13 protein-coding genes are annotated in these 18247 nt (G+C 36.9%); 5 read left to right on the top strand and 8 right to left on the bottom strand.

The genetic code is table 11. The features are described from left to right. Positions 1–91: 91 nt before the first annotated feature. Positions 92–1015, bottom strand: coding sequence for a M28 family peptidase (locus VUJ46_RS13950; RefSeq protein ID WP_326981358.1), 924 nt, complete (start codon positions 1013–1015; stop codon positions 92–94). Between the two features lie 199 nt (positions 1016–1214). Then, the gene (locus VUJ46_RS13945; protein ID WP_326981357.1) at positions 1215–1604 is read right to left on the bottom strand and encodes a DUF4293 family protein; all 390 of its coding nucleotides are present in this window, start codon (positions 1602–1604) and stop codon (positions 1215–1217) included. Between the two features lie 146 nt (positions 1605–1750). Between VUJ46_RS13945 and rho the strand changes: the two genes are divergently transcribed. Together rho and VUJ46_RS13935 are read left to right on the top strand one after the other, a co-directional pair. Beyond that, on the top strand, positions 1751–3586 hold the full coding sequence (gene rho, locus VUJ46_RS13940) for a transcription termination factor Rho (RefSeq protein ID WP_326981356.1): 1836 nt from the start codon (positions 1751–1753) through the stop codon (positions 3584–3586). Positions 3587–4024: 438 nt separating this feature from the next. After that, positions 4025–4621: a superoxide dismutase gene (locus tag VUJ46_RS13935; RefSeq protein WP_326981355.1), complete on the top strand. Its 597-nt coding sequence runs from the start codon at positions 4025–4027 to the stop codon at positions 4619–4621. 52 nt (positions 4622–4673) lie between these two features. Here VUJ46_RS13935 and VUJ46_RS13930 read toward each other — a convergent pair whose 3' ends face one another. From VUJ46_RS13930 to VUJ46_RS13915, 4 genes are all read right to left on the bottom strand, one after another. Continuing rightward, complete coding sequence (locus VUJ46_RS13930; RefSeq protein WP_326985102.1) at positions 4674–5096, bottom strand: type II 3-dehydroquinate dehydratase; 423 nt, start codon at positions 5094–5096, stop codon at positions 4674–4676. Positions 5097–5422: 326 nt separating this feature from the next. After that, entirely contained in the window at positions 5423–5587 is a 165-nt protein-coding gene (locus VUJ46_RS13925; RefSeq protein WP_326981354.1) for a DUF6146 family protein, read from the bottom strand. Beyond that, the gene (locus tag VUJ46_RS13920) at positions 5517–5786 is read right to left on the bottom strand and encodes a DUF6146 family protein (RefSeq protein WP_326981353.1); all 270 of its coding nucleotides are present in this window, start codon (positions 5784–5786) and stop codon (positions 5517–5519) included. The genes VUJ46_RS13925 and VUJ46_RS13920 overlap by 71 nt, the downstream gene beginning before the upstream one ends. 76 nt (positions 5787–5862) lie before the next feature. Beyond that, entirely contained in the window at positions 5863–7050 is a 1188-nt protein-coding gene (locus VUJ46_RS13915; RefSeq protein WP_326981352.1) for an endonuclease/exonuclease/phosphatase family protein, read from the bottom strand. A 240-nt stretch (positions 7051–7290) separates the two neighbouring features. Between VUJ46_RS13915 and VUJ46_RS13910 the strand changes: the two genes are divergently transcribed. Beyond that, positions 7291–10158: a carboxypeptidase-like regulatory domain-containing protein gene (locus VUJ46_RS13910; RefSeq protein WP_326981351.1), complete on the top strand. Its 2868-nt coding sequence runs from the start codon at positions 7291–7293 to the stop codon at positions 10156–10158. A gap of 36 nt (positions 10159–10194) precedes the next feature. Continuing rightward, the gene (locus tag VUJ46_RS13905; RefSeq protein ID WP_326981350.1) at positions 10195–11580 is read left to right on the top strand and encodes a DUF5689 domain-containing protein; all 1386 of its coding nucleotides are present in this window, start codon (positions 10195–10197) and stop codon (positions 11578–11580) included. 481 nt (positions 11581–12061) lie between these two features. Here VUJ46_RS13905 and VUJ46_RS13900 read toward each other — a convergent pair whose 3' ends face one another. Then, positions 12062–13174: an AI-2E family transporter gene (locus VUJ46_RS13900; protein WP_326981349.1), complete on the bottom strand. Its 1113-nt coding sequence runs from the start codon at positions 13172–13174 to the stop codon at positions 12062–12064. Between the two features lie 232 nt (positions 13175–13406). Then, positions 13407–15812 carry an endopeptidase La gene (lon, locus tag VUJ46_RS13895; RefSeq protein WP_326981348.1) on the bottom strand — a complete coding sequence of 802 codons (2406 nt, stop codon included), beginning with the start codon at positions 15810–15812 and terminating at the stop codon, positions 13407–13409. A 258-nt stretch (positions 15813–16070) separates the two neighbouring features. On the opposite strand from lon, the gene VUJ46_RS13890 reads away from it, so the two are divergent. Beyond that, positions 16071–18218, top strand: coding sequence for a peptidylprolyl isomerase (locus VUJ46_RS13890; protein WP_326981347.1), 2148 nt, complete (start codon positions 16071–16073; stop codon positions 18216–18218). Positions 18219–18247 lie beyond the last annotated feature (29 nt).

The following is an 18247-nucleotide window of genomic DNA, read 5'->3' as shown; positions in this document are numbered from 1 at the left end:
GATCAAAATAGGAGGGGAATTGTAATATTTATCTTATGAATAAAATAAAAGACCTTCGCAGGTGAAGGTCTTTGGTTATCATTAAATTTTATTAAAACTTTACTGTATCATTATATTTTGGAGCAAAGTTCTTTGTGTTAAGCTTTTCAAAAGTCTTTGCGAAATTGTTGATAAGGGTTGTAAGGTTATCAAAATCCACCACATTTACATCATCATTAAGTTGATGATAATGCGTTATTTTGCTCATATCTGCTGTAGAAATAGAATGGGCAATAATCTTCTTTTTCACGAAACTTACATTATCTGATCTGTAAAATAATTGTTCTTTAGCATACGGATCGGGATATATTTTTAATCCGTTTGCTGCATTTTTATTGAAGAGCTCTGCAAGATCTGAAAATTCATCTCCCGTCATGAAAACTGCATTTTTACCAAATTCAGATTCTGTGGCTACCATTTCAAAATTGAAAAGAGCAGTCATGTTATTATAAATTTTATCTAAATTTTTATCTGTAGAAATGGCTTTTGAACCCAGCATACCTTTCTCTTCACCATTAAATGCCATAAAAACCATTGAGAAATCTGGCTTTTTATTTTTGAAATAATCTGCAATACCTACAAAAGTTGTAATTCCGCTGGCATCGTCATCTGCGCCGTTGTAAATAGTGTCAGTTCCTTCTTTTTCGCTAACGCCAATATGATCGAAATGTCCTGAGAATCCTAGATATTTATCAGTTTTTCCTTTTTTAACTCCACAAACGTTGTACGCTGTTTTTCCTTTATAATCGAATGGAACTAAGTAGGAATTTCCAGTACAATAGTCTAAATTATTTTCCTTGAAAAGTTTAGCAATATAATTGGCGGCATTTTCATTTTCCTGAGTTCCTATTTCGCGACCTTTCATTTCATCTGAGGCCAGTGTTGAAAGTACAGTTTGAACTCTTTCTTTTGAAACTTCTTGTGCAAAAGTGAATATCGAGAAAAGTGAAAAGGTGAGGTAGGTAAGTTTTTTCATTTTAGATCAAATTTAATAAATAATATGTCGCAGTTAAAATAGAAATGTTGCATTTGAATTTTTACTTTTTGCATCTTTCTGGGATTTTAACGTCAGAGCTTTGTCAAAGTTTTAAAGTTTGACAAAACTTTTCAAGCTATAAAATAAAAAAAACAGCTCCTAAAAAGAAGCTGTTCTCACTCAAAAAATCGTTGTAAGGTTATCGAAGTCTGTCTACAGATTTTACGAGCCTCTCATCTTTCTTGATATAGATGTTTGAAATAATCAAACAAATAATCGCGATCAATGGGAAAATTGGCTCAATACCCTTCTCAGGAATTTGCACTCCTCCGGATAATTTTAGTAACCAGTAAATCAATACACCAATCAACAAAGCGTTTATAATGATGCTGATATTATTCAGCAAAATTTGTCTTTTTCTGTTTTTAAAGCTGAAAACACTCAGCAATCCCACCAAAACAAGTACTACACAACCTATATTCAGCACCGGAATGCTATCAGATATGATAACATCCTGTCCTGTAACGAACAGGAACACGGCAGCCAAAACTGCTAAAAAAGTCCATATAGTCTGTATTCTTTGTAGCATTGAATATTAAATACTTGGCAAAAGTAATATAAATTTTGCACAATTCAAAAATAAGTGTAGATTTGCATTATACGAATGCACTTGAAAATAACAGTCACCGGACTTACTTTTCTTATTCACAATTAATTACATTTTTTACATTAAATATGTTTAACATTGAAACGTTAAGGTCAAAATCCGTAACGGAGTTGACTAAAATCTTAAAAGATTTGGGCGTTAAAGTTGCAAGAAACAGCAATGAAAATGACAAAATCTTTGCAATTCTTGACTTTCAGGCCTCAAATCCCAAAGTGGCAAAAGATTATTTCAACACCACAGAGACCAGTACCCCAACTGAGGAAATAACGGCAGAAAAACCAGTCAAGGCAACCGCCCGGAAGGCGGCTCCCAAAAAGACTGCAGCCAAACCGAAAGCAGAAGCAAAAGCTCCGGCAGACATAAAACTGAAGACTGATGAAAAGCCTGAGGCGGAAGTGAAAGAAGTTGTTGCTGAAGAACAAAAAGCGGAGCAAAAGGTAGAGCCGGTCATGACTCCGGAGGAAGCCGCTGCCGCACAGCCCAAGCCTAAAAGAAAAAGAGTTTCGGTAACTCCTGCCGCTCAGACAGAAATACCGCAGGAGAAAAAGGAAACTCCTAAAAATACCGAGTCCGAAGAATCTGCTCCCGCAGAAGAAAAGTCTAATATTCCTCAACAAAGAAATCAGGCAAGACCTCAAAAAGGACAACAAAACAATCCGCATAACAACGGAAACCAAAATAGAAATCAAAACCAGAACCCGAATCAAAACCAAAATCAGAATAGACAGCAACAGCAGCAACATTCTGAAAGAGCGGAGGAACATCACGAACAGAAAAAAGAGTTCAGTTTCGACGGAATGGTAAGCATTGAAGGGGTATTGGAAATTTTACCGGATAACTACGGATTTTTACGTTCTTCAGATTTCAGTTACATTTCTTCGCCGGATGACGTATACGTTTCTACGGCGCAGATCAGAAATTTTGGTCTGAAAACCGGAGATACCGTAAGAGGAATTGTAAGACTTCCGAAAGAAGGTGAAAAATATTTCTCTTTATTAAAACCAACAGAAGTAAATGGCCGGGATCTTGCTTTCATCAAAGATCGTGTGGCTTTTGAATATTTAACCCCACTTTTCCCTGAAGAAAAATTCAATTTAGCAGGAAAAGGCGCTACAATGGCTACGAGAATTGTAGATTTAATTGCGCCTATCGGAAAAGGACAGAGAGCCATGATCGTTGCTCAGCCAAAAACGGGTAAAACGATGTTGCTGAAAGATATTGCCAATTCTATTGCAGCCAATCATCCTGAAGTATATATGATGGTGCTTTTGATCGACGAACGTCCGGAAGAGGTTACTGATATGGAAAGAAGCGTGAATGCAGAAGTGATTGCGTCTACTTTTGATGAAGCTGCGGATAAGCACGTAAAAGTGGCGAATCTTGTTTTGGCAAAGGCTCAAAGAATGGTAGAATGTGGCCATGATGTAGTAATTCTTTTGGATTCAATTACCAGATTAGCAAGAGCTTATAATACAGTGACGCCTGCGTCAGGAAAAGTATTATCTGGAGGTGTTGATGCCAATGCTCTTCACAAACCGAAAAGATTCTTCGGGGCAGCCAGAAAAATTGAAGGTGGAGGGTCTTTAACGATTATCGCAACCGCTCTTATTGATACAGGTTCTAAAATGGACGAAGTGATCTTTGAAGAATTCAAAGGAACAGGTAACATGGAACTTCAATTAGATAGAAAAATTGCCAACAGAAGAATTTATCCGGCAATTGATCTGGTAGCTTCAAGTACTCGTAGAGATGATTTGCTTCTTGATGAAGTTACGTCTCAGAGAATGTGGATCCTGAGAAAGTATCTTTCTGAAATGAATCCTATTGAAGCGATGGAATTTGTAAGTAAAAATATCAAAGGAACCCTGAATAATGAGGAATTCCTGATGTCTATGAATAAATAATTAATTTAATTTTGTTAAATGAAAAGCACGGGCAGTAATGTTCGTGCTTTTTGGCTTTTTTAGGCAGGAAGATGGATGTTGGAGGTGGGAAGGTTTTTAATTATTGTGGTTTATTTTTTTTAATAATAATTAAAAAGTAGTGGAATATTTTAGTGCGAATTTCTACAGTATTAAATTTTATCGAAGATAAAATCCTTGCGTCTTAAAAGCAGTGGCCTTTTATACAAATTGTGTCTTTGTGATTACCAATTGTAAAAATATTTATTAAGATTTAACAAGAATAAAACTTCCATCTTCCAGCCTCCAACTTCATTACTTAAAAATTTAATTCCTTCTAAATCAATATATCAATGTTAAAGATTTATTAAAGTAATCCCCATTTTTTGAAAATAGTTTAAATAATGGTTAAATTTGGGTAATAACATTAAAAATAAAATTATGTCATTTGAATTACCAAAACTAGGATATGCTTACGACGCATTAGAGCCAACGATTGATGCTAAAACAATGGAAATCCACCACACTAAGCACCACCAGGCATATATTGACAATTTAAATAATGCAATTAAAGGAACTGACCTAGAAGGAAAAACGATAGAAGAAATCTGCCAGACTGGAACAGACAAGCTAGCGGTAAGAAATAATGGAGGAGGACACTTCAATCACTCTTTATTCTGGGAAATCTTAACTCCAGGGGGAAGCAATGAGCCTGTAGGAAACGTAAAATCGGCTATTGAAGCGTACGGTGGTCTTGAAAAATTCAAATCTGATTTTTCTGATGCTGCTAAAACAAGATTCGGTTCAGGATGGGCTTGGTTGGTAAAAAATGCTGACGGTTCTGTATCTGTTTCTTCAACTCCGAACCAAGACAACCCGTTGATGCCTGTTGCAGACGTAAAAGGAACTCCGGTTTTAGGACTTGATGTTTGGGAGCACGCTTATTATTTAAACTACCAAAACAGAAGACCTGATTATGTAGCAGCGTTTTTCTCTGTAGTAAACTGGGATAAAGTAGAAGAATTATTCAACAAATAATTTTCAGCTATTGATAAATAAAAGGTTCAGAATTATACTGAACCTTTTTTAATTACTTCTTCGCTGTTGTTAATATATTAAGCATCGCATCTAATCCTAAGATGTAGGAATACGTTCCGAAACCGCTGATCTTCCCATCTCCTGCAGCCATCGTTACAGATTCCCCGCTCCAGTCTTTTTCACTAAGCATGTGAACTTCCACATAAGGAACAGGCACGGAAATTAAACAATCTCTTAATGAGACTCCGCTATACGTAAAACCTCCCGGGTTCATTACAATTCCTTCAACTCCTTTTTCCACTGCGGAGTAAATTTTATCAATGGCTTGCCCTTCTGTATTGGTGTAAAATATCTCAAGATCATAGCCTTTGGATTTTGCATGTGCTTTTACAAGTTCATCCAGCTGAGCTGCGGTCGTACTTCCATAATGATTGGGGTCTCTTTTTCCCAAATAAGACATATTAGCGCCCTGAATTAAAAGAATTTTTTAGGTTTTTCAGGATTTAATAATGAATTCGCTGATGCTTTTGAACTCATAAAAACTGAAAATAAAGTAAGGCATAAAAGAATAAAACGCGAAATTTTGAATGTAGAATTTGTTGATTGATTTTTGGTCATGAAGATTGTTTTACTAATTAAACTTGTGTGCTGAAATCTTAATAATGACCACAAAATTATTGCTTGTTCGGGATTTAGCATAATTTCCCGATAGATAAATGACCAAGTGAATTGGTCACAACCTGAATGAAATTTGTCCGATAGAATTTTCGTTACGATCTTGCACGGTCGCTTCTGGTTAAGCTATTCGTTTTTAAACGATATTTCCAGTTTACATACGCAAACCTGATACAGCTTATATTCAAATTTTAATCTGTAATTTTCTTTAGAATCATAATCAATGGAGGATTTTATGACATTTCTGTATTTTCCTGAAGAAGAATAAGCATTCCACTCTGTGACCAGCATCGTATTTTTTTGTTTTCAAATATGATTCTGAATATTGATTCATGGGTTTGGCAACGGCATTCAGGAAATAATCAAACTGAGTATCAATTACCGTGATATCCCATTTTTTATCCTCATTTTTTGAGGGGGTAATTTTTGACTTTTGTTTATCGCTTCTGGATTTACTTTGGGCCTTGCAGCTAATAGTTATAAAAACCACAAAAATAATGAGAAAGCAATTTTTTATATCCTGGATTTACATAAAAAAAGCACTCAAAATGAGTGCTTTCTTAATTTTATGGTTCTTTTTGAAGAACGACAAATGCGGGAAAGTGATCGCTGTATCCCCCTGTGAATTTATCTCCGTTCCAGGATCTAAAAGGATAACCTTTATAATTTCCTTCTTTGTTTACTAAATAGGAAGGGGCGTAAATTTCAGATTTATATACCGAATATTCTTTTGTTACCTCATCAGAAATAAGATTTTTGGAAACAATGATCTGATCAAACAGATTGGGGGCATCCTGATAGGCCAGCGATGCAACACCTTTTTTGTATAAAGGATACATGAGGTTAAGATAAGGCTTGCTGTCGCTTAGCTCTTTCGGTGAAGATGCCGCCTGTAAATGTACTTTCAGGCTGGGACTTACAGGATCATCATTAAAATCTCCCATTGCAAAAAGTTTTGTGCTTGGGTCTGCTGCTCTTACACTATCCATTTGTTGTTTTAACAATGTCGCTGCTGCGTTTCTTTTAGGTAGAGAAGCCGCTTCACCACCTCTTCTTGATGGCCAGTGGTTCATAAAAAAGGCTACTTTTTCGTTATCTAAAAATCCGGTAACCACTAAGATATCCCTTGTGTATTCTCTTTTTCCGTCACTGCCATAGACCTTTAGTTCTTTTTTTAGGGAGTTGGTAACCGTGAATCTTCTTTTCTGATAGATCAGGGCTACATCAATTCCCCGATAATCATAGGAATTGTAATGAACAATACCATAATCGTACTTTGCCAGTGCCGGCTGCTTGATAAGATCTTCGATAACCTGTCTGTTTTCAACCTCAATAAGGCCAACGACCGCTGGAGCTGTTTTGGTATATTGTGATCCAAGTTCAGAGATTACCTTTGCTTCATTGGCAAGTTTTTGCTGATAAATTCTGGTGTCATAGTTCTTTGGACTTTCAGGTGTGAACTCCTTAGAGCTTCCCTGGTATCTCACGACTTTTTTTCCTTTTAGAAGATCATCGCTCCATTCTCCATCGTATTTTTCTGCTTCCAAAAATTGAATGGAGTCCACCGGAATGCTTCTGTGAAAGGCCGGGTTTTTCTTATCTTTTGTTCCATCGATATAATCTGCAGAATTATAGATATCGAACAGGTTTTCCACATTCAGGAATCCGACAGTGGCTACCTTTCTCAATTTTCCCTGTTGTGCAGAAATGACTACCGTAGAAATAATAGTTAAAAAACTTAAAAATTTTCTCATTGAGTCTTAAAATTAATTAATCCGCAAATTTACTTTTTTTTAACCTATTCAATTTTAATTAAATGTAAATTTATGATAATTTAATGAAGAGCTTTGGGGTTTTTGTCATTTGGGTTGTAATGTTAAGAAATGATAATGTTAAAAAAGCTTTAAATTCTAAATTTTAGCTAAATTTGTGCCCCCCAAGATTTAACCTATTGAAAATTAAGGGAAAAAGTATTTAAAAAAAATAATATACTCATGATTAAAAAGCTATCATTAGTCTCTTTATTTACTTTGCTTCCGGCATCTTATTATTTTGCGCAGACCACTGTGTTTGCGTATCTTAAAGATGCAGACGGCAAGCCTATCGAAAAGGCGCAAGTAGATTTAAAAGGGAGTGAGAATGATGTAACGGCAGACAAAATTGGATATTTCCAGTTTGTGGATTTACAGCCGGGGCATTACCAGGTTGTGATTACAAAACCGAATTACGAAACAAAAGTAATGGAGTTTGACGTCATCAGTGACGAAAAAAGAAAAGACCTAGGGGCTATTACCCTGTATTCTGCTCTTACAAATGCAGATCAAGGTCTTGCGATTATTGACAGCGACAGCGATGAAGAAGGAAACAGCGGACAGGCTTCTACAGTAGGGCTCCTACAGTCCTCTCAGGATGTTTTCAGCCGAATTGCAGCGTTTGACTTAGGATTTTACTGGTTCCGCCCAAGAGGGATTGACGGAAGAACCGGGGAAACTATGCTTAATGGTATTTCAATGGTTAAATCTGACAACGGTAACGTTGATTTCGGAAATTGGGGTGGGCTGAATGAGATTACGAGGTATCCTGAAATTTCAGCGAATCATTCGCCATCAGAATATGCTTTTGGAGGGAATAACTCCGTTATTTATAAAAATACAAGAGCAAGTGAGTATAGAAAAGGATTCCAGTTTACACAATCTCTTACAAATAGGAATTACAGAAACAGAACGTCGTTGAGATACAGCTCAGGAATGAGTAAAAAAGGATGGGCGTTTACTTTAATGGGAGCTCGAAGATGGGCTGAAGAAGGAATCCAGGAGGGGACGTTCTATGATGCCTATGGTTTTTATGCCGGGGTAGAGAAAAAGATCAATGACAGTCATACGGTAACCTTCAATGTTATTGGGGCTCCATATAGAAGATCTACTGCAAGCCCTAGTACTCAGGAGGTATATGACTATAGAGGGGTTCATTATAACTCTTACTGGGGGTATCAGGATGGTAAACAGAGAAGTGAGAGAGTCAGACAGGGGTTTCAGCCTATTTTTCAACTTCAGGATTTCTGGAAGATCAATAAAAAGTCCAATCTTTGGACATCGGTTTCCTACCAGTTCGGAAAAGACAGAGGTTCTCGCTTAGACTGGCAGAATGTACAGAATCCGTCTCCTACTTATTACAGAAATTTACCAAGTTATTTTGATTCATTAGACCCTAATGCATCGGTGATAGATCCTACCGGAGCTCAGACTACTGCCCAGGACGCTTTCAGGACGGCTTATAACGGGTGGACATCCGGAGATCCTTCTGTAACACAACTGGATTGGGATAAATTATACAGAAGAAATATGCAGCAGCCTGCCGGTAACTATTACGGGCAAACAGGAAAAAGAGCATTATACTACCTTGTTGATGATGTAAGTGATGACAAGATCTTCAATGCCGCTACGCATTTTGTTCATAATTTTAATGATAATACAAAATTTTTACTGAATGTATCTTATCAGAATTACCGTTCTGAGCAGTACAGAGAAGTAAAGGATCTTTTAGGAGCAGATTTTGTACTCAACAGAGATCCGTTTGCTGCTACTAACCAACCCGGAAAGACAGGTCTTTATAATGAAGGTGAAGATAATGTAACTAAAAAAGTAGGTGATAGAATGACCTATGATTATATCTTCAGAAGACAGGAGGTAAAAGTAAATCCTGGTCTTAAACTTACAACAGGGAAGTTTGACCTGTTTGTCTCTGCCATGGCTGGATATTCAAGCTCAAGCAGAGAAGGCTTATTCAATCATTATCTTTATAAAGACTCTAAAGGAAAAGGACAGAATTATGATTTCTGGAACTATGGCTTAAAAGGTCAGGTGATCTATAAGCTAAATGGAAGAAATTTCTTTGTTTATAACGGAGCATATTTCTCTCAGGCTCCTTTCCTTGAAGATCTTTTCGTAAACCCGAGAGTAAATGGCTCTGTAGCTCCGAATATTCAGAATATGGAGGTGAATGCCAATGATTTGAGCTATGTGATTTCTACTCCGTTCTTAAAACTTAGACTGACAGGATTCCTTGTGAATACGAATAATGAAACTACTGTTCAGAGATTCTTTGCAGATGGTCTTCCATTGGCAAGTGTGGATGCAGACGGTAATCAGACTAATGTTCAGAGTGCATTCGTAACACAGATTATGACGGATGTGAAGAAAAGAAATATGGGTATGGAATTGGGTATTGATTATAAAGTTCTGCCTACCTTATCTTTACAGGGTCTGGCGAGTATAGGGCAATATACTTATCAGAATGATCCAACTACGTATTTTGCATCAGATGCGGCTGGAATATTTGCTAACGGACTTCCTTATACAAGTGTAGGAAAAGCATATATTAAGAATTACCGTCAGGGAGGGACTCCTCAGCAGGCGTACTCTTTAGGATTCAGATATAATTCTCCTAAATATTGGTGGTTCGGCGCGAACTGGAATTATTTTGATGATAATTACCTTGATCCCGCTTCTCTTATCAGAACAGAGTCTTTTGTTCAGAACAACAATACTTCTACACCATATTATGGCTTAACAGAGTCTGATATCAGAAGAGTATTGGAACCTTCAAAATTGCCTTCTTCATTCTTTGTGAATGTAAATGCAGGAAAATCATGGGTATTCGGTAAATATTATGTGTTATTATCAGCGTCTGTTAATAACCTGCTGAATAACAGAAGGTATATTACGGGAGGCTTCGAACAGACAAGAAATGCTAAATTCCCTACGTTCTCTACAGATTATGACAGAGAATATACATTGTTTGCCCCAAAATACTGGTACACACAAGGAAGATCATACTTTGTTAATTTACAGTTCAGATTCTAAAATTATCACTTCTAATTACTTTTTAAAATAAACAAAATGAATATAAAGAAATACTTAAGTTTAGTAACGGGAGCCGCATTTGCAGCAGCTTCTATTACCTCTTGTGTACAAAAAGACGATTGGGATACACCTCCTATCAAATGTGAAAATAAGTTTCCTGCTGCTACTATTTCAATGGCAGACTTCAAGGCACAGGCTCCTTCTTCAGGATTTGTTTTAATTACAACAGATCAGATCTTTGACGGATATGTAGTTTCTTCAGATGAAAACGGAAATTTTTATAAGACCATTTCTTTTCAGGACAGCCCTGATAACCCGACAGTGGGGCTTCAGATTGAAGTTGATAAATCAAGCAACTATGCAGATTTCCCCGTTGGAGCTCATATCAGAATCAATGCAAAAGGTTTAAGAGTGGGAACAGACAGAGGTGTAGTGAAAATAGGTTCCGTAGATCCTACGTATGCAATCGGAAGAATTCCTTCTTCTTTGGTGAGCAGATATGTTGCGGGAGTATGTAACGGTAACGGGCTTGAAGTTGTAAATATTAAACCGGTTGAATTGCCTAATCTTGCGGCAGCAAAAAGTGAGCAATATATTAATATGCTGGTAAAAGTACCGAATGTACAGTTTGCTTTAGGGGATCTTTATCCTGTTAATAAAGCGTATATTGACTATGTAGCAGGTGCCGGTACTGATACTGATAGAAATCTGGAAGATTCAGCAGGAGGTACTGTAACATTAAGAAATTCAGGGTTCTTTTCTGAAGGCTCAAAGTTATTACCTAAAGGAAACGGGGATATAACTTTTGTTGTAAGCCGTTATAACTCTACCTGGCAGATGTTGATAAGAAAGACTTCTGATCTTTCTTTCGCAGGAACGAGAGTAGATGCCACACCACCAAAAGGAGGTACAGATATCCAGTATTTGAGTAATTTTATTGAAACTTTTGAAAGTTATTCAGGTACCAACCTTGAGATTTATCCTAAATACGTGAACGATCCTGTTTTAGGAAACAGATACTGGCAGTTGAAAACTTTTAGCGGGAACAAATATATCCAGTTAGGAGCGAATTCAGGTTCAGGAAGCTACTTAACCTATTTTGCCGTTCCTGTCAACTTTACTGCTGCTAATTCATTAAAGTTTGATGTTAATTTAGGATATGACAACGGAAAACCGTTAAAAGTCTATACCACTACTGACTATACTCCGCTGGGAGATATCACCAATGCGACGCTAAAGGATATTACCGCATCATTTGTTATTCCTGATGGCCCGGCTTCGGCTTATGGTACATTAACTCCGGCTGGCCAGCATAACTTTGACCCTGCACTTACTGGAAATGGATTCGTGATATTCGAATATTCAGGTTCGTCAGGCGGTATTACAACTACTGTTCAGATCGATAATATTCAGGTTCAGTAATTGATAATGGATAAGATATTATAGAAAAGGATTGCCCTAGGGCAGTCCTTTTTATTTTAGTCAAAATAACAGTAAAATGTAAACCCGCTCTGAGTTTGTTTACAATCATTTTAAATCTGGCTGCAAAAGAAACAAAAGCGTTCCATTGGATTTGTTTGAAGTTTTTCAAAACCCCAGCAAAAGAAAAAAATGAAAGTTTCTGTATCACTTATAGCATTCTACCTTTGAAATTTCCTGTAAATTATTTACCCCTTTCAGGGTTATAACATCATTAAATACTTGTACACTGGGTTTCACCCGACGTTATTGATATTTAACTCCTCCGGGGTTTATGAAGGTAAATTCAAAGAGAAAACAGTATTACTTTGCTCTTCTTTCATGTTAGTATTCAACTCAAAATTAATTAAAAGGGTTACGTTCTTTTGTGGTGAAAAGTGTAAACAGGTTTAAAAGAGACAAGACCAATAGAAGGTAAAGACGTTTAATCCATTTCCTCCAGAGTGATATTCTTGGATATCTTGTATTTTTTTTTCTTTTTATCGGGTTTTTCTTCCTCACCCAGAAGTTTCCCCCAAGGTCTGAGGCCGTCTACTCTTTCAAAAATTATTTTTATGATGGCAATGGCCGGAATACATAAAAACATTCCGGCAATTCCCCATATATGTTCCCCGATAATAATTCCTAAAAATGAAAAGAGTGCATTGATCTTTACTTTAGAACCTACCACAAAAGGTAGAATGATATTTCCATCTATCGCGTGTACGGCAATATACCCCAACACAACATAAAAACAGGTAGAAGGTGCTCCGGTAGCGAAAGCGATAAAGCAGGAAAGTATCAATGAGATGCAGATCCCAAGATAAGGTATAACATTTAATAAACCTGTTAAAACTGCTAAAAGAACGGCATATTTTACCCCTAAGACGGTTAAAACTACGGAGGTTAAAATAGAGACGATAAAAACCTGAAGACAAAGCCCGATAATATATTTTTTCGTCATAATCCGCACCTCATTCACCACCTCCTGTACACTGCTTCTGTGTTTTTCATTAAAAACAGTGACAATGAAGTTATTCAGGACTCTTCGGTAGTTTAAAATAAAAATGAAAAAAAGAATAAAGAAAAGGATAAACCCGAATCCAGTGGAGAAGATCCCGAAAGTAAATCCTAAAATTACTCCTGATGATGACAATAGCTTATTCATCCCCTGATTAATATAATCGAGCTGATCATTGATTTTAACATTGAATGTTCTGGAAATCCAATGCTGAAGATTTTCAAAAACAGTGGTAAACTGGGTTCTTAAATGTGGAATATCTTTGCTGAAATCTGAGAGTTGGGATCCAAAGAAATATATTAATCCCGATAAAATCACCAGCATCATCAATACCGAGGTCATGGTTGAAATAGATCTTGGAAACCTTAGTTTTTTTTCTAATAAAGTAGCAAAAGGTAAAAAGAGCATGGCCATTAAAAATGCCAGAAAGAAAGGAGCCAGGATACTTTGCCCCAGAGCTAAGAGATAACCGAACCCGATAATGGAAACAATCACTAGCGTAAGCTTAACGAGGAAAGGAAGTCGAAGTATATTCATAATTTCAAAATCTGCTGTATAAAAATAATAAAAACCCTTCGAATTGAAGAGTTTTTTCATTGATAACACTGAATTCTTTTTGTTTAAAGCAAAATCTATTCCGTCAAAAACTGAAAATGATGTTTTTTATTGTGAAATTGTATCACATTTAATCAGAATGCTTTAAAACAAAAACACGTCTCAAAAAAATTTAAGACGTGTTTCTTATTGAGAATGTTAATATGTATGTCAATTACTTTTCTATCGCTATTTCTACTACTTCTTCCATTATGTTGACGTAGTGAACGGTCAGGTTTTTCAGATAGTCTTTTTTTATTTCCTCTACATCTTTTTTGTTGGCTTCACAAAGAATAACATCCTGGATTCCGGCTCTGGTGGCGGCCAGTAATTTCTCCTTAATTCCACCAACAGGAAGTACTTTTCCTCTCAGTGTAATCTCACCGGTCATCGCAAGATGAGGTTTTACTTTTTTATTTTTAAAAGAAGAAACCATGGAGGTAAGCATGGCAATACCCGCAGAAGGCCCGTCTTTAGGCGTTGCTCCCTCAGGAACGTGAACGTGAATGTTGTTATTTTCAATATCCTCCTGGGAAATGCCCAATTCATCATGTTTTGCCTTAATATATTCCAAGGCTATTGTAGCAGACTCCTTCATAACGGTTCCTAAATTTCCTGTCATGGTCAGAGCTCCTTTTCCTTTGCTTAAAATGCTTTCAATAAATAGGATATCTCCACCCACACTTGTCCAGGCAAGGCCGGTTACGACGCCGGGAACCCCTGTGATCTCTGATAAGCTTTTAGGTCTTGGGACTCCCAGAATTTCATCTGCTTTTTCAATAGTGATTTTAGGCGAGTACTCTTTAACAAGAGCAGTTTGCAAAGCGACCCAACGAGCTATGGCTGCAATTCTTTTTTCTAAGGTTCTTACACCGCTTTCCGATGTATGGGCTTCTATAATGTGTTTCAGTTCAGGATTTCCCAACTTGAATGATTTTGCATCCAGACCATTCTCATCCTGCTGTTTTTTAATTAAATGTCTCTTGGCAATTTCAATCTTTTCCTCTAAGGTATATCCTGCGATCTGAATAATTTCAGTTCTGTCCAACAAAGGGGTCTGAATGGTTGATAATGAATTGGCTGTGGCGATAAACATGACTTTAGACAAATCATAGCCCATTTCTAAGAAATTATCATAGAACGATTTATTCTGTTCAGGGTCAAGTACCTCTAAAAGGGCAGAGCTTGGATCGCCGTGCAGACCCTGGGCAATTTTATCCATTTCATCTAAAACAATAACAGGATTTGAGGTTCCCGCTTTTTTAATAGACTGAAGAATTCTTCCTGCCATCGCTCCGATATAGGTTTTTCGGTGTCCGCGGATCTCGCTCTCATCATGAAGGCCACCTAAAGAAAGCCGTACATACTTTCTTCCCAACGCATCGGCAATTGATTTTCCCAATGATGTCTTACCGACTCCCGGAGGACCTACCAGCAATAAGATCGGAGATTTCATATTGTTTTTTAATTTTAAAACAGCCATATGCTCCAGGATTCTCTTTTTAATATCCTCAAGTCCGAAATGGGCTTTATCTAAAACTTTTTCAGCTTTGGCAATATCAAAAACGTCTTTTGTATAGGTTTCCCAAGGAAGATCTGTAAAGAAATCTAAGTAATTTCTCTGAACATTATAATCGGGTGAATTAGGATTCTGGCGCTGTAACCTGTTGATTTCCTTTTTGAAATGTTCCTCAACTTCAACATTCCATGTTTTTTTTCCTGCTTTGGCAATAAGGTCTTCAACATCACTTTCAGTACCGCCGCCTAATTCCTCCTGAATGGTTCGCATTTGTTGGCTCAGAAAATAATCCCTCTGTTGCTTGTCAAGATCCTTTGATGTTTTCTGATGAATTTTATTTCGCAATTCCAGTTTTCTGAAATCTTCATGCATCATTTCATAGCACTTGTTCGCCCTTTCAAGAAGACTTTTTTCCTCTAGCAGCTTTTGCTTATCAATGGCTTGAAAGCTGGCATTGGTGCAGATGAAATTTAAAAGATCATCATTATTATTGATATTTTTAATAGCAAAATTCGCGGCATTTGGAATACTCGGATCCAGCTCAATGATCTTTAATGCTAAATCTTTAATATTGGCAAGCAGAGCCTCATATTCTTCCTTATCTTTTGCTTTGGTATCTTTTAATTTTGTTATTTCAGCTTTGAAGTAAGGCTGCGTTTCTATATACTTTTTAACCTTAAATCGGTGAAAACCCTTCGTGATAGCAGTAATGTTTCCTTCCGGAAGCTTTATTATTTTTATGATTTTGGCTAATGTTCCGATCTGAAATATATCTTTTTCAGTCGGCTGCTCCAGGTCTGAATTTACCTGGCTTATTATTCCGATGAAGTCCCCGTTTTTCTGAGCCTCTTCAAGAAGTTGAATTGATGCTTTTCTCCCTGCAGTAATAGGAATAACCACATTAGGGAACATTACCATATTTCTTACGGGAAGGATCGGAAATATTTTTTGTTCGGAATTTTGTTGGGTTTCTGATACATCAGAAAGGTTGATCTCCTCTGCTACAATATCAAATCCATCGCTAATCATTTCCTCTAAATTAATATCTTCAAATTCTGTCATAGTTAATCGAATGACAAATTGTCATTATCGTTTTAATTCATTACATTGAAATCCCTTAATATACATTGAAAATCTATTATATATAAGGGTATCACTAATCGCGCAATACTTGTGCCATTTGTTTTTCAATAGAAAATATGGTCAAAATTTCCTTTTTTGCATTATTTGAATTTTAAATAGTAAAAAAAGACCTTATATTTCTCTAATTTCTTAAAAATGTGTATTTTCGCAAACTGATAAAAAACTATAATTTATATAATGGCAATTTTAGGACAAATTAGGAGTAAACCTTGGCTATTAATGGGAGTAATTGCACTGGCGCTTTTAGCGTTCCTGGTAAACCCGGATAGCATCGACAAGGTTTTTGGTAAAAATCCTGATGTTTTAGGAAAAGTGAATGGTGAAAAAATTACCCGTGAGGAGTTTAATGACCAACTTTTTGTATTACAGCAACAAGCCGAACAACAAGGGCAGCCGAAGGCGGGTCTTGAAGAACAGGCTTGGCAGTTATTGGTTCAATCCAAGCTTATCAAGCAGCAGTTTGAGAAAATGGGCTTTGAGATGACGGATGATTATTTCTGGAATCAGATTCAGTATGATCAGATGTTTGCTCAGCAGCAGCAGTTCTTTGACGAAAAAGGGAACTTTAAAACTCAGGAGCTGAAGAAGCAGATTGAAGATTTGCAAAAAGCGAGTCCGGAAGGCTATAATCAATGGATCAAAACAAAAAAATCTATTGAGTACAGACTCATGGCAAGACAGGTATTTGCAAACATTTCTACAGGGATTACGACGGGTAAGAAAGAAGCAGAGGAGTTAATGAAAGAAAGAGATCAGTTAGCGGATATCGATTTCGTTAAGATTGATTACACGGCTTACCTTCAGAAAAATAATATCAAAGTTACGACTGAAGATTTAGCAGCGTACATTAAGGAGCACCCTGTCATGTTTAAAGCTGAACCAAGCAGAAACTTAGGAATTGTATTCTTTCCATCTCAGCCAAGTGCTGCGGATGATGCAGAAACTCAGAAAGAGATTACAAAATTATTCTCTGGAGGAAGCGATGCTAGTGGAGGAGCTGAAAACTTCCAAAATACTAAAAACGACTCTATGTTCGTAATGGCTAATTCTGACATGCCTTTCAATGCTCAGTATGTAAAGCCAAACCAATTGCCACAATCTATTCAGGGACAAATTACATCTGCCGCTATCGGACAGACTTTTGGACCTTATAAAGAGCAAAACTTCTATGTCGTTTCTAAACTTTTGGATAAAAAGACTTCAGATTCCACATTGTCAAGACATATCCTTATTGCCTTCAAAGGAAGCCCTGCGGGAGAAGGGGTGACAAGATCTAAAGAAGAAGCTAAGAAATTGGCTGATTCTATTGGTGCGATTGTAAAAGCGACTCCGGCTAAATTTACAGAATTCCTTAAGCTTTCTAACGACCCAAGTTCTGCGGCACAAGGGGGTAGCTTAGGATGGACAACTCCTGAAACGCCTTTCGTTCCTGAATTTTTACATTATTTAGCGAACAATCCTAAAGGAGCTACAGGGGTGGTAGAAACTCAGTTCGGATACCATATCATCAATATTGAAGATAAAAAACCAGGTTCAATGGCTTATAAAGTGGCTAACCTGGTGAAAGCTGTGAAGCCTTCTGATGCTACAGAGGCAGCTACAGATAAAAATGCAAGAAGATTTATTCAGCAGGTACAAGGGAAATCTTTCAACGATTTCGTGAATATTGCTAAAAAAGGAAACTATCAGTTCTCAAATCCTAAACAGGCGAAGAGATTCGATGGTCAGCTTCAAGGTTTAGGAACAGATAAAGATGCTGAAATCTTAGCTTGGGCTTTTGATAAGAAAAGATCTAAAGGAGATACAGAGTTCTTTACAGTAGACGGAACAGGAGATAAAATTGTTGTTTATCTTAACGGTAAGCAGGAAAAAGGTCTTGCAGATCCTGAATCTGTAAGAGACCAGATTGAAACTGTTGTTAAAAATAAACTGGCTGCAAAACAAATTTCTGAGAAAATTGGTAAAGCAGGAAGTTTAGACCAGATTGCTAAACAATTTGCCACAACAAAACAGGCTGCTCAGGTGAATTTATTAAACCCTTCAGTAGCGGGAGCTATGGAACCTAAAGTTGCCGGTGCTGCGTTTGGTGTGGCAAAAGGTAAGGTTTCTAACCCAATCGAAGGAGGAACAGGAGTGTATGTTTTAGTGAAGAAAAACGAAACAACAAACAAACAGCCTGGAGATCTTAAGCAGTTCACAGAGTCTGTTACTCAGAGAAATGCAGGAATGTTCGGACAGGCTTGGTTAAAGAGCTTACAGGACAATGCTGATATCGATGATTACAGAATTGAAATCTGGAATAAACTAGGTTCTCAGCAACAATAAGATTTTAATTTTCATTCATATGGAAAAGC

This window comes from Chryseobacterium sp. MYb264, assembly GCF_035974275.1.
Classification (GTDB): Bacteria; Bacteroidota; Bacteroidia; order Flavobacteriales; family Weeksellaceae; genus Chryseobacterium.
The sequence above is the reverse complement of the archived record's forward strand: the minus strand, read 5'-3'. Positions and strand labels throughout refer to the sequence as shown.

Coding starts and splice junctions, on each gene's coding strand:
- VUJ46_RS13950 (WP_326981358.1), bottom strand. CDS start 1,015: ATGAAAAAACTTACCTACCTCACCTTTTCACTTTTCTCGATATTCACT.
- VUJ46_RS13945 (WP_326981357.1), bottom strand. CDS start 1,604: ATGCTACAAAGAATACAGACTATATGGACTTTTTTAGCAGTTTTGGCT.
- rho (WP_326981356.1), top strand. CDS start 1,751: ATGTTTAACATTGAAACGTTAAGGTCAAAATCCGTAACGGAGTTGACT.
- VUJ46_RS13935 (WP_326981355.1), top strand. CDS start 4,025: ATGTCATTTGAATTACCAAAACTAGGATATGCTTACGACGCATTAGAG.
- VUJ46_RS13925 (WP_326981354.1), bottom strand. CDS start 5,587: ATGCTGGTCACAGAGTGGAATGCTTATTCTTCTTCAGGAAAATACAGA.
- VUJ46_RS13915 (WP_326981352.1), bottom strand. CDS start 7,050: ATGAGAAAATTTTTAAGTTTTTTAACTATTATTTCTACGGTAGTCATT.
- VUJ46_RS13910 (WP_326981351.1), top strand. CDS start 7,291: ATGATTAAAAAGCTATCATTAGTCTCTTTATTTACTTTGCTTCCGGCA.
- VUJ46_RS13905 (WP_326981350.1), top strand. CDS start 10,195: ATGAATATAAAGAAATACTTAAGTTTAGTAACGGGAGCCGCATTTGCA.
- VUJ46_RS13900 (WP_326981349.1), bottom strand. CDS start 13,174: ATGAATATACTTCGACTTCCTTTCCTCGTTAAGCTTACGCTAGTGATT.
- lon (WP_326981348.1), bottom strand. CDS start 15,812: ATGACAGAATTTGAAGATATTAATTTAGAGGAAATGATTAGCGATGGA.
- VUJ46_RS13890 (WP_326981347.1), top strand. CDS start 16,071: ATGGCAATTTTAGGACAAATTAGGAGTAAACCTTGGCTATTAATGGGA.